The 12,674-nt window shown below is 59.4% G+C and carries 11 protein-coding genes; all 11 read left to right on the top strand.

What is annotated here, in order from left to right; translation table 11 throughout:
* Positions 1–31 precede the first annotated feature (31 nt).
* Positions 32–985 (top strand): HTH-type transcriptional regulator Cbl, encoded by a 954-nt coding sequence (gene cbl, locus SERAS12_RS14970; protein WP_004945885.1) that lies wholly within the window; start codon positions 32–34, stop codon positions 983–985.
* Between the two features lie 387 nt (positions 986–1,372).
* Positions 1,373–2,941 carry an ABC transporter substrate-binding protein gene (locus SERAS12_RS14965; RefSeq protein ID WP_013813444.1) on the top strand — a complete coding sequence of 523 codons (1,569 nt, stop codon included), beginning with the start codon at positions 1,373–1,375 and terminating at the stop codon, positions 2,939–2,941.
* Positions 2,941–3,993 (top strand): ABC transporter permease, encoded by a 1,053-nt coding sequence (locus tag SERAS12_RS14960; protein WP_013813443.1) that lies wholly within the window; start codon positions 2,941–2,943, stop codon positions 3,991–3,993. The genes SERAS12_RS14965 and SERAS12_RS14960 overlap by 1 nt, the downstream gene beginning before the upstream one ends.
* Positions 3,990–4,859, top strand: a complete 870-nt coding sequence (locus SERAS12_RS14955; RefSeq protein ID WP_013813442.1) for an ABC transporter permease — start codon at positions 3,990–3,992, stop codon at positions 4,857–4,859. Before SERAS12_RS14960 ends, SERAS12_RS14955 begins: the two co-directional genes overlap by 4 nt.
* Positions 4,849–5,691 carry an ABC transporter ATP-binding protein gene (locus tag SERAS12_RS14950; RefSeq protein WP_013813441.1) on the top strand — a complete coding sequence of 281 codons (843 nt, stop codon included), beginning with the start codon at positions 4,849–4,851 and terminating at the stop codon, positions 5,689–5,691. Before SERAS12_RS14955 ends, SERAS12_RS14950 begins: the two co-directional genes overlap by 11 nt.
* Positions 5,688–6,359, top strand: a complete 672-nt coding sequence (locus SERAS12_RS14945; protein ID WP_013813440.1) for an ABC transporter ATP-binding protein — start codon at positions 5,688–5,690, stop codon at positions 6,357–6,359. The genes SERAS12_RS14950 and SERAS12_RS14945 overlap by 4 nt, the downstream gene beginning before the upstream one ends.
* A 135-nt stretch (positions 6,360–6,494) precedes the next feature.
* Positions 6,495–8,069 (top strand): ABC transporter substrate-binding protein, encoded by a 1,575-nt coding sequence (locus tag SERAS12_RS14940; protein ID WP_013813439.1) that lies wholly within the window; start codon positions 6,495–6,497, stop codon positions 8,067–8,069.
* Between the two features lie 54 nt (positions 8,070–8,123).
* On the top strand, positions 8,124–9,404 hold the full coding sequence (locus SERAS12_RS14935) for a nitrate regulatory protein (RefSeq protein WP_013813438.1): 1,281 nt from the start codon (positions 8,124–8,126) through the stop codon (positions 9,402–9,404).
* A gap of 317 nt (positions 9,405–9,721) precedes the next feature.
* The gene (locus SERAS12_RS14930) at positions 9,722–10,981 is read left to right on the top strand and encodes a CmpA/NrtA family ABC transporter substrate-binding protein (protein ID WP_013813437.1); all 1,260 of its coding nucleotides are present in this window, start codon (positions 9,722–9,724) and stop codon (positions 10,979–10,981) included.
* A gap of 8 nt (positions 10,982–10,989) precedes the next feature.
* Positions 10,990–11,874, top strand: a complete 885-nt coding sequence (ntrB, locus tag SERAS12_RS14925; RefSeq protein ID WP_013813436.1) for a nitrate ABC transporter permease — start codon at positions 10,990–10,992, stop codon at positions 11,872–11,874.
* A gap of 10 nt (positions 11,875–11,884) precedes the next feature.
* Positions 11,885–12,673 (top strand): ABC transporter ATP-binding protein, encoded by a 789-nt coding sequence (locus SERAS12_RS14920; protein WP_013813435.1) that lies wholly within the window; start codon positions 11,885–11,887, stop codon positions 12,671–12,673.
* Position 12,674: the final 1 nt, after the last annotated feature.

Genomic DNA, 12,674 nt, shown 5'->3' with positions numbered 1-12,674 from the left:
TGTTAACACTATTGCTCGACAGGGGGAAGGGATGAACTTTCAACAACTAAAAATTATTCGTGAATCGGCGCGTTGCAACTACAACCTGACCGAGGTCGCCAACACGTTATTTACCTCGCAATCTGGGGTTAGCCGTCATATTCGTGAGCTGGAAGAAGAGCTGGGCATTGAGATATTTATCCGCCGCGGGAAGCGTTTATTGGGCATGACCGAACCGGGTAAAGAGTTGTTGGTGGTGGCTGAACGTATCCTGAATGATGCCAATAATATTCGCCGCCTGGCAGACGTATTCAGCAGCAACGACTCCGGTCAACTGCATATCGCTACGACTCATACTCAGGCACGTTACAGCCTGCCGGGGGTGATTAAAGAGTTCCGTGCGTTATATCCGCGGGTGAGAGTGGTGCTGAACCAAGGCAGCCCGGAGGAAATTGTCGCCATGCTGGCTTCCGGCGAAGCCGATATCGGTATTGCCAGCGAGCGGTTGATGAGCGACGAATCGTTGGCGGCGTTTCCCTACTACCGCTGGCATCACACCATACTGGTGCCGGAAGGGCATGAGTTGACGCGTCAGCCACAGGTCACGCTGGAGATGCTCAGCACGCTGCCGCTGATCACCTACCGGCAGGGCATTACCGGCCGTTCACGGCTGGATGCCGCCTTCAAGGCCGCTGGCCTGACGCCGGATATCGCTCTGAGCGCACAGGATTCCGACGTGATTAAAACCTATGTCGAGTTGGGGTTGGGGGTGGGCGTATTGGCGGATATGTCGTATGAGAAAGAGCGCGACCACGGCCTGGTCAGCCTTAATGCCGAGCACCTGTTCGAACCCAATACCGTGTGGTTGGGGTTGAAACGCAGCCAGTTACAACGTAACTATGCCTGGCGGTTTATCCAGCTGTGCAACCCGACGCTGTCACTGACCGAAATCAAGGACAAAGTATTCTCCTCACAGTTGGATGCGGTGATCGACTACCAGATTTGACCCGGAGAGGAACATAACAGCCGGGCAGATTGCCCGGCGATGGAGGAGTCTAAAGCTGCTTTTTCAATAGCTTTCTAACCAGACGGCGTTTGCATTTTTTCATTTGATCATCCTGGGCCTTGACTGGCCGTACGCTAATCGCTGGCAAAGGGCAACGCAAAGCGTTGTTTGTGCAGACGCGTATCATCACGCAAGAGAAGTCATTAGCGACAAAATTTGCGCATGCCATTGCGGGCAACGCCGCAGAACTTAGCCTGCTTAATAATCAAAACCTCATCTATAGATATAAAAAGAATATCTATAGTTATTTAAGTACCTTCGCCTGCCGAATGCTCTCACTTACACTCGCGAAATTACTATAAATTCCATCCGCTTGGAGAGTTTCTGATGAAAGCGTTCGTTCCTTCTTTGCTATTTTTGGCCGTAGCGGCCAGTTTCAACACGCAGGCGGCGACTCCGGCGAATACGTTGGTGATTGCCCAGTCAATCGATGACGTGGTCAGCTTTGACCCTGCCCAGGGCTTTGAATTAACCACGGTGCAATCGTTCAACAGCCTGTATCAGCGTTTGATTCAGTCGGATCCGCAGAACCCTATCGATCTCAAGCCTACGCTGGCCAGCGAATGGCAGGCGGGCAGCGATAACCGCAGCCTGACCTTCAGCCTGCGACCGGACGCCAAATTCTCCAGCGGCAACCCGTTGCGCCCGGAGGACGTGATCTTCTCGCTATCAAGGGTGGTGAAGCTGAACCTGGAACCGTCGTTTATCCTCACCCAACTGGGTTGGAACGCTAAAAATGTCGACCAGCACCTGAGCAAGGTGGACGACCACAAGGTGAAAATAAGCTGGAGCGAAAACGTCAGCCCGGCGTTCGTGCTCAGTCTGCTGTCGGCGCCGGTGTCGTCGATTGTCGATGCCAAAGAAGCGCTGGCGCACCAGCAGGGCGATGATTTGGGGCATCAGTGGCTGAACAGCCATTCCGCCGGCAGCGGCCCGTATAAAATCCGTACCTATGTGCCGCATGAAGTGGTGGTGCTGGATGCCAACCCGACCTCACCGGAAGGCGCGCCAACGTTGAAAACCGTCTTGATCAAGAACGTGCCGGATCCGGCTGCGCGTCGCTTGCTGCTGGAACAGGGCGACGCCGATATTGCGCGCAACCTGGGCGCAGACCAGATGGCGGCGCTGAAAGACAAGCCGGGCGTAAAACCGCTGGCGATCCCGTACGCCTCACTCTACTTCCTGCAGTTCAACGCCAAGGCGTCGCCGGCACTGAGTAATCCGGCGTTCTGGGAAGCGGCACGTTGGCTGTTTGACTATAACGGCATTGCCAACGATCTGCTGAAAGGCCAGTTCCAGAACCACCAGGCTTTCCTGCCGGATGGGTATCTGGGTGCGCTGAAGGACCGGCCGTACAGTTTCAATCCGCAAAAAGCCAAAGAAATCCTGGCGAAGGCCGGCCTGAAAAACGTCAGCTTTAAGCTGGACGTCAACAACCAGCCGCCGTACCTGGATATCGCCCAGGCGTTGCAGGCCAGCTTCGCCCAGGGGGGCGTGAAAGTGGATCTGGTGCCGGGGCTTAGCGCTCAGGTGTCCACCAAGGTCAAAACCCTTAACTATGACGCGGTCCTGACCTCGTGGGGGCCGGATTATTTTGATCCGAACACCAACGCCGCCGCCTTTGCTTATAACCCGGAAGACGGCAGCAAAACCCTGGCCTGGCGCGCCAACTGGCAAATTCCTGCGCTGAATAAACTGACGCTGGCGGCCACTGCGGAGAATGACACCGCCAAACGGGTGGCGGATTATCAGCAGTTGCAGAAATCCGTTCAGCAAAGCTCGCCATTTGTTATCGGTTTGCAGGCACGCAGCCTGATCGCCGTGCGTGACAATCTGAAAGGCTACGTGCAGGGCATCAACCCCGACATGGTGTTCTACAGCAAGGTCAGCAAGTAATGACAACCCGTTCTTCCTCTGCCGGGTTCGCCCGGCATAGTTGGCGCTGGGGCCGCAGGCTGTTGACCGGCGTGCTGTCCCTGGCGCTGACGCTGTTCGGCCTGTTGCTGTTTACCTTTATGCTCTCGCATCTGGCGCCGATCGACCCAACGTTGCAAATTGCCGGCGATCACGCCAGCGAAGCCACTTACGCCCAGGTGCGCCACGATTTGGGGCTGGATCAGCCGCTACCGGTGCAGTTCTGGCGTTATCTGGTGCATCTGGCGCACGGCGATATGGGAATATCCCGCATCACCTCGCAGCCGGTGCTGAGCGATCTGCTGCGCACCTTCCCGGCGACGGTAGAACTGGCCACCTGCGCCATTATCCTCGGCGCCCTCGGCGGCATTACGCTGGCGTTTCTGGCGGTGCTCAAGCCGGGCAGCTGGCTGGATAACGCGGCGCGCCTGCTGTCGCTGATAGGCTATTCGGTACCGATCTTCTGGCTCAGCCTGCTGGGCTTGCTGCTGTTTTATGCCACGCTGCATTGGTCGGCGGGGCCGGGACGGCTGGATGATATCTACCTTTACAGCATGGAGCCGCGCAGCGGATTTGTGCTGATTGATAGCTGGCTGTCCGGCGATCGCGAGATGTTTTACAACGCCATCAGCCACCTGTGGCTGCCGGTGGTGGCGCTGGCGCTGCTGTCGATGGCGGGCATCACCCGGCTGCTGCGCGCGGCGATGCTGGAAGAGTGCAACAAAGAGTACGTCACTTTGGCGCGTTCCAAAGGCGCCAGCCGCGTGCGTATTCTGGTGCGTCACGTGTTTCCCAACGTGCTCGGCACGCTGATCACCGTTTTGTCGCTGTCCTACGCCAGCCTGCTCGAAGGCGCGGTACTGACCGAAACGGTGTTCGCCTGGCCGGGCGTCGGGCGTTATCTGACCACCGCGCTGTTTGCCGCCGATACGCCGGCCATTCTTGGCGCTACGCTACTGATCGGCACCTGTTTCGTGGTGCTTAATGCACTGGCCGACGCACTGACTTATTTAGTGGACCCGCGAACCCGATGAGCCAATACCTTTCAGAACATGAACCCCAGGGTACACCTGCTACCGGCTACCGTTCACGCCGTCGGCTGACGACGTTGACGATTGGCGCGACGCTGGTGGCGATCCTGATCCTGACCGCGCTGTTGGCCCCGTGGCTGGCACCGTTCGACCCCAATCTGCAACATATTGAGTTGCGCCTGCTGCCGCCTTCTTCCGGCCATTGGCTGGGCACCGACGGTTTTGGTCGCGACTTGCTGTCGCGGGTGATTTACGGCGCCCGCCCGACGCTGATTCTGGTGTCCCTGATCCTGCTACTGACCATTCCTATTGGCCTGCTGGTGGGCATCAGCGCCGGTTATCTCGGCGGCTGGGCGGAGCGTATTTTGATGCGTGTGACCGATATTTTTCTGTCGCTGCCTAGCCTGGTGATTGCGCTGGCGTTTGTCGCGGTGTTGGGTCCTGGGTTGATGAACGGCGCGCTGGCACTGGCGTTGACCAGTTGGCCTTCTTTCGCTCGCCAGGCACGGGCGGAAACCCTGGCGTTGCGTCGCAGCGACTATCTGGCGGCGGCGCGCATGCAGGGTATCGGCGGTCTGCGGCTGATGGCCGGCCATATTTTGCCGCTGTGCTTGCCGAGTGCGGTCGTTCGCGCCGCGCTGAGCCTGGGCGGAATTATCCTGTCCGCCGCCGGTTTGGGTTTTCTCGGCATGGGCGTTGCGCCGCCGACCGCCGAATGGGGGTCAATGGTGGCCGAGGGCAGTAAAGTGATTTTCGATCAGTGGTGGGTTGCCGCCGTGCCGGGTGGGGCGATCCTGTTTGCCAGCCTGGCTTTTAACCTGCTGGGCGATGGCCTGCGCGATAAAATGGATCCTCGTCATGGGCATTGATAACCGCTTATTAATCGCCGACCGGCTGTCGGTGCTGCTGCCGGCGCCGCAGCCGGTTGCGTTGGTAAAAAACATTTCTTTCAACATGGGGCAGGAGCGGCTGGCGCTGGTCGGTGAATCCGGTTCCGGCAAATCCTTGACCGCCCGTGCGTTGATGGGGTTATTGCCCCCGCCGCTGCAAGTGCGGGCGCAGCGCCTGACGTTGGGCGAGGACGAACTTACGCGGTTGAACGAGCGCGAGTGGAACCGGCTGCGTGGTACAAAAGTGGCGATGGTGATGCAGGATCCCAAGCATGCGCTGAACCCTACCCAGCCGATTGGCAAGCAGGTGGAGGAGCCGCTGTTGCTGCACACTCGCCTGGGCCGAGCCGAACGGCGGGAGAAGGTGCTGGACATGCTGGCGGCGGTGGGCTTGCCCGATCCGGCGGCGTTGCGTCAGCGCTACCCACATCAGCTTTCCGGCGGCATGGGGCAGAGGGTGATGCTGGCGATTGCGCTGATTAACGATCCTCAGCTGTTGATTGCCGATGAACCGACTTCCGCGCTGGATCACCAGATGCGCGATCAGGTGCTGCAACTGATCGAAAATCTGGTGGAGCAGCGCAATATGGGGCTGATTCTGATTAGCCACGATTTGCAGCAGGTGGCGCACTACTGCGAACGGGTACTGGTGATGTACAAGGGCGAACTGCTGGATCAGCTGCCCGCCGATCGGTTGGCCTCGGCCACGCATCCTTATACCCGCACGCTATGGTCGTGCCGGCCGAGCCGGGAAACCCACGGCAAACCCCTGCCGGTATTGGATCGCGCGTTGCTGGAGGCGCTGAAATGAGCCTGATTACTCTGGAAAATCTCAGCGTCAGTCACCGTCAGGGCTATGAATTGCGCAGGGTGGTGCATGACGTCAATCTGCATATCGAACAGGGTGAATGCTTCGGGCTGGTCGGCCCCTCAGGCTGCGGTAAATCCTCGCTGCTGTGGGTGCTGGCTGGGTTGAACGAGAACTGGAGCGGCGATTTCCGGCTGTTGGGCCAGGATCTGAAGCCCGGTCGCCCGTTCACCGGCACGCTGCGGCGTGAGGTGCAGATGGTGTTTCAGGACCCTTATGCTTCGTTGCACCCCAAGCACCGGCTGTTGCGCACGCTGGCGGAGCCGTTGAAGTTGCTGAAAGAGCGCGATATCGAGCAGAAAATCAGCGCCGGTTTTCGGCAGGTGGGGCTGGACCCGCGCTTGCTGGATCGCTATCCCCACCAGCTTTCCGGCGGCCAGCGCCAGCGGGTGGCGATAGTGCGGGCACTGCTGCTGAAACCGAAACTGCTGCTGCTGGATGAGCCGACGTCGGCGCTGGACATGTCGGTACAGGCGGAAATCCTTAACCTGCTCAACGATCTGAAGCAGGCGGGGGATCTGACCATGATCCTGGTCAGCCACGATGCCGACGTCATCGACCATATGTGCGATCGCTCGGTGGCGATGGCGCACGGCCGGCTGGTGAATTGAGGCAATACCCGCCGTGGCTCCGGCGGGTATATTCATCTGTGTAATAAATAAAGCAATTTATAGTCGTTCTTCTTATAAACTCACCCCCCTACACTCGAAAAATAACGCATCCGCGTGATTCTGGAGAGTGCATCAATGAAACGTCTAATCCCAACCTTAGTGTTCAGCGCGCTGGCTGCAAGTTTCGGCGCGCAGGCCGCCACTCCGCAAGACACGTTGGTCGTGGTCAGTTCGCTGGAGGGGATTATCAGCCTCGATCCGGCCGAGAGTTTTGAAACCGTCAGTTCAGCCAACCTGGTCAATCTGTACCAGCGCCTGCTGGCACCCGGTCGTGAAACGCCGGAAAAGCTGGCACCGGAGCTGGCCAGCGGCTGGCAGGCGGGCGCGGACGGCCACAGCCTGATTTTTACCCTGCATGACAACCAGCGCTTTGCCTCCGGCAATCCGGTACGGCCTGAAGACGTGATCTTCTCGCTGGTGCGTGCGGTGAAACTGAACAAGGCGCCATCGTTTATTCTCGGTGAATTCGGCTGGACGCCGGACAACGTCGAAAGCCAGTTGAAAAAACTCAACGACAACCAGTTGCAACTGAGCTGGCCGGCGAATATCGGCAGCGACCTGGCGTTGCGGTTGCTGACCGCACCGGTGGCGTCGATCGTCGATGAGAAGCTGCTGAGCGAACACAGCCAGGCGGGGGATTTCGGCAATGCCTGGCTGCGTTCGAACTCCGCCGGTGCCGGCCCTTACCGTGTCAGCAACTATGTGCCGCACGAGGCGCTGTTGTTCAGCCGTAACGATTACGCCCAGCCCAAAGCGCAGTTGAAAACGGTGTTGCTGAAGAACGTCAGCGACGCCGGCACCCGCCGCTTGCTACTGCTGAAGGGCGACGCCGACGTGGCCTATGATTTGGGAGCCGATCAGTTCAACTCGTTGCGCAATGAAAAAGGCGTGCGTATTGAGCAGCATGATTCGGCAAAGGTGTATTACCTCGGTTTCAATACCGGCAGCCAACAGCAGCCGGCGCTGAGCAATCCGGCGCTGTGGCAGGCGGCTCGCTGGCTGGTGGATTATCAATCCATCGCGAAAAATCTGCTGAAAGGGCAATACCGCGTCCATCAGGCTTTTCTGCCGGTCGGGCTGGACGGTGCCATCTCGGACCAGCCGTTCAAACTTGACGTGGCAAAGGCCAGGCAGATTTTGCATGACGCCGGTATCGCTGAAGGGACGCGTATCGATTTGATCGTCATCAACCAACCGCCTTATACCGATATCGCTCAGGCGCTGCAGGCCAGCTTCGCCAAGGCCGGTTTGCAACTGGATATTCATCCGGTGGTGGAGAGCGATCTGTGGGGCAAGATGCGCGGTCGCGATTTCCAGGCGATCTTCACCTATTGGGGCGCCGACTATCTGGACCCGAACACCAACGCCAGTGCCTTTGCTTACAACGTGCCGAACGGCCCGAAAACCCTGGCCTGGCGCACCCAGTGGACGATACCGGCATTGAGTGCGGAAACCCGTGCTGCGGCGGCAGAAGGCGATGGGGTAAAACGCGCCGCGCGCTATGCAGCCTTGCAGCATGAAGTGCAGGCCAGCTCGCCGTACGTCGTTGCGTTGCAAGGGCAAACGCTGGTGGCGCTGCGTGACAACATCAAGGGGGCCACGCTGAATATCGCCAACAGCATGCTTTATCTGGATCGCGTGAGTAAGTAACGCTACGGCACGGCTTTTGCAGGATCCGCCTATTTACCGTAACGGGATCCTGTCATGAGCCGTAATAGCGCTTTCCCGCCCAGTGCCGGCGATTTTCTGCTGGCGTCCAAACGCTGCGAAATCACCGTGTTGCAACAGCTGCTGCAGATGGGCCAGTTGGTTGGCCGGGTGAGCCAACTGATCCACGTGCTCCAGCGGGAGCGCGGCACCGTCAATATTTATCTGTGTTCGCAGGGCGCGCTGTTCGGCGAACGGCTGGCCGGCAGAACGCAGGACGTGGAGCAGGCCGAACTGGCGGTACAGCGGCAACTGGCGCAGTTGGATGCCGCCACGGCACCGCTGGCCAGCGCCAGCCGCCTGTTCAGCCGTATCGCCTGTGCGTTGCACAACCTCACCGCCTTGCCCGCACTGCGCCGGCAGGTGCGGCGGCAGCAGGTCTCGCAGCCTGCCGCCATGGACACCTTCAATAACATCATTCACAGCCTGCTGGCGCTGGTATTCGAGGCGGCGGATGCCTGCGTTGAACCCGCCATGACGCGTGGGTTAATCGCCATGTTCAGCTTTATGCAGGGCAAGGAACTGGCCGGGCAAGAGCGGGCAATCGGCGCGGCCGGTTTTGCCGCCATGCATTTCAGTGAAGCCTCCCATCAACGGTTACTGATGCTGATCGAAGGGCAGGAGCGCTGTTTTCATACCTTCAGCGAGTTTGCCGATGAACAGTCGCTGGCCCAGTGGCGGCGCATACAGCAGCAGGATGACCGCGAGTTTGAACGCCTGCGTCGCATTGCCTGTACTCAATTGCAGTTGAGCGATCGTGCCGACACCAGCCTGCGCTGGTTCGAGATCACCAGTGCGCGCATCGACCTGATGAAACAGATAGAGGATCGGCTGGAAGAGGCGCTGATGGCCAGTTGCCGCCACAGCCTGGCCGAGGCCCAGCGCGCGCTGGCGCTGGATTATGTCGATTACGTGCCGCAACAGGCGAGAGAAAGCTACGCGGTGTTTGTGGCCACCCCGCTGGGGGAGGCGTCGCCGCTGATGGGGGATGGCATCAATCCGCGTCTGGGCCGTTCCATGATGGAGTTGATTCAGCAGCAGTCGCAGCGGTTGCAGGTGCTGTCAGAAGAGTTGGCGACGGCGCGGGCGACGCTGCATGAGCGCAAGCAAATCGAGCGCGCCAAAGGGCTGCTGATCCGGCATCGCGGCTTGACCGAGGAGGACGCTCACCGGCTGCTGCTCAAGATGGCCATGAACCAAAACAAGCGGCTGATTGATATCGCCAATGCCATGCTGGCGGTGGCGGATATTTTACCGCCCACCGGGAATACTCCTTAAGGAGTATATGCACACAGTCAGTGCAGTTAATGCCTTGAGATTGTGCAAACGATGCCCTGTGTACCCCTATCGGCAGTAGGGGGCGAATATATTCGCCCCGAATTATGCGGGTGTGGAGTGCAGCGTGCCTGTCTGGCAGGGGCTATCGACAGATTTGGCACGCAAGCTGCATTAACTAAAACGTAGCCCGGCCAATGGCGGCCGGGTTGCCAACAAGAATTTGGATAAAGGCGTCCTTTCAGCATGTTCACCCCAATGGTGGAATGTGCTGATGGGACGCCTTTTTTATTTTTATCGCCTGATTGAAGGACTTGCTGATGACGCACACCAAACACCCTGGGCTGGAGTTGACGCGCCGCCGCTTTTTGGCCGGCAGCGCGGCGCTGGGCGGCAGCATGTTGCTGCCTGGCCTGATGAATACGGCCTGGGCGGCAGGCTCTGACGCACCGGAGAAAAAAGAGATCCGCGTGGGCTTTATTCCGCTCACCGATTGCGCCTCGGTGGTGATGGCGGCGGTGAAAAAATTTGACGAAAAATACGGCATCAAAATCATTCCCAGCAAAGAAGCCAGTTGGGCGGCGGTACGCGACAAGTTGCTGTCCGGCGAGCTGGATGCGGCGCACGTGCTGTACGGCATGGTTTATGGCCTGCAATTGGGCGTAGCCGGGCCGCAGCACGACATGGCGGTGCTGATGACGCTCAACAACAACGGTCAGGCGATCACGCTTTCCAACCAGTTAAAGCAGGCCGGCGTCACCGATGCGGCCGCGCTGAAAAAACACGTCGACGCCAGCGCCAAGGGCACTTACACCTTCGCCCAAACCTTCCCGACCGGGACTCACGCCATGTGGCTCTATTACTGGCTGGCGAACGCCGGCATTCATCCGTTTGACGACGTGCGCAACGTGGTGGTGCCGCCGCCGCAGATGGTGATGAACATGAAGATCGGCAACATGAGCGGTTTCTGCGTCGGGGAGCCGTGGAACCAGCGCGCCATCGCCGAAAACATCGGTTTTACCGCCGTCACCACCCAGGAAATCTGGCCCGATCACCCGGAAAAGGTGTTGGGTACCACGGGGAACTGGGTCACGGCCAACCCGAACAGCGCCCGTGCGCTGACCGCCGCCGTACTGGACGCTGCACGCTGGATAGACAGCTCCGACGCCAACCGCGAGGAGACCGCCCAGGTGGTAGCAGGCCGCGCCTACATCAATACCAAACCGGAGGTGATCACCGGCCGCATGCTGGGTCAATACCAAAACGGCCTGGGCAAATCCTGGCAGGACGCCCATGCGATGCGCTTTTTCCATGATGGCGAGGTGAGCTACCCGTATCTGTCGGACGGCATGTGGTTCCTGACCCAGCATCGCCGCTGGGGCCTGTTGAGCGCCGAGCCGGACTACCTGGCCGTCGCGCAAAAAATCAACCGTACCGAGATCTACAAACAGGCGGCAAGCGCGGTGGGCGGGGTGAATCTTCCCGGCAGCGACATGCGCGCCAGTACGCTGTTTGACGGTAAACGTTGGGACGGCAGCAATCCGGCGGAATACGCCAACAGTTTCTCTTTAAAGCGCTGAGGTAACCGATGAAAAATCTCGCTGAACGTATTGATATGCCAACGCCGACCCGTGCGGAAGTCGTGCCGCTGAAAATCCCGGTCGCCGCGAAACCGCAACCCAAAGCGCGCTGGAGTTTGCCTTTGCAGAACGCTTTTCGTCGTGCGGTGCCCGCGGCGTTGGGGCTGGTGGTGACCCTGGTTATCTGGCAGATCGCCGCGCTCAACAGCAAGGGTTTTCCTACGCCCCTGGCGACCTGGCAAGCGGCGCTGACGCTGTTTGCCGATCCGTTTTATTCCGCCGGGCCGAACGATCAGGGTATTGGCTGGAACGTGCTGGCCTCGTTGCAGCGCGTAGCCACCGGTTTTGGGCTGGCGGCGTTGGTCGGTATTCCGGCCGGGTTCCTGCTGGGGCGTTTTGCCTTTCTGGCGAACATGCTCAACCCGATCATTTCGCTGTTGCGCCCGGTCAGCCCGCTGGCCTGGCTGCCGATTGGCCTGCTGCTGTTTCAGCGCGCGGAACCGGCATCAACCTGGACCATTTTCATCTGCTCCATTTGGCCGATGATTCTCAACACCGCAGAGGGCGTCACGCGCATTCCGCAGGACTACCTCAACGTGGCGCGGGTGCTGAAACTGTCTGAGTGGACGGTGATGCGCAAAATCCTGTTCCCGGCAGTGCTGCCGTATGTGCTGACTGGGGTGCGCCTGTCCATCGGCATCGCCTGGCTGGTGATCGTGGCGGCGGAAATGCTGACCGGCGGCGTCGGCATCGGTTTTTGGATTTGGAATGAATGGAACAACCTCAACGTCGAAAACATCATCATCGCCATCATCGTGATCGGCGTGGTGGGGCTGCTGCTCGAGCAGGGGCTGATGTTACTGGCAAAACGTTTTAGCTATCAGAACCGTTAAGGAGCTCGCCATGAAACCGATTATCCAGGTCCAGAACGTCAGCCAGCGCTTTGCCACCCCGCAGGGGGAGTTTATCGCGCTGGATCGGGTGAGTTTCGATATCCAGGCAGGGGAAACCGTCAGCCTGATCGGTCATTCCGGCTGCGGCAAATCGACGCTGCTGAATTTGATCGCCGGGCTGACTGTGCCCAGTGACGGCGTGTTGTTGTGCGATAACCGGCAAATCACCGGGCCGGGGCCAGAGCGCGGCGTGGTGTTCCAAAACCATTCGCTGCTGCCGTGGCTGACCACCTACGAAAACGTGGCCTTGGCGGTGCATCAGGTATTCCGGCGCGAAATGACGCGCGGCGAAATGCGCGAGTGGATCGAGCACAACCTGGAGCTGGTGCATATGAGTCACGCGCTGCACAAGCGGCCGCATGAAATCTCCGGCGGCATGAAACAGCGCGTCGGCATTGCCCGCGCTCTGGCGATGAAGCCCAAGGTGCTGCTGATGGACGAGCCCTTTGGCGCACTGGATGCGTTGACCCGCGCCCATCTGCAGGATGCGGTGATGGAAATCCAGCAACGGCTGAACACCACCATTGTGCTGATTACCCATGACGTCGATGAAGCGGTGCTGCTGTCCGACCGGGTGATGATGATGACCAACGGCCCGGCGGCCACTGTCGGTGAGATTCTTGAGGTGAAGCTGCCGCGTCCGCGTTCACGGGTAGCGCTGGCGGACGACCCGGATTATCACCATTACCGTCGCCAGGTGCTGAAGTTCCTCTACGAGAAGCACGCGAAAGCGGCATGAG

This window comes from Serratia sp. AS12 (genome assembly GCF_000214195.1).
Classification (GTDB): domain Bacteria; phylum Pseudomonadota; class Gammaproteobacteria; order Enterobacterales; family Enterobacteriaceae; genus Serratia; species Serratia plymuthica.
This window is presented reverse-complemented; position numbering and strand designations above follow the sequence as displayed.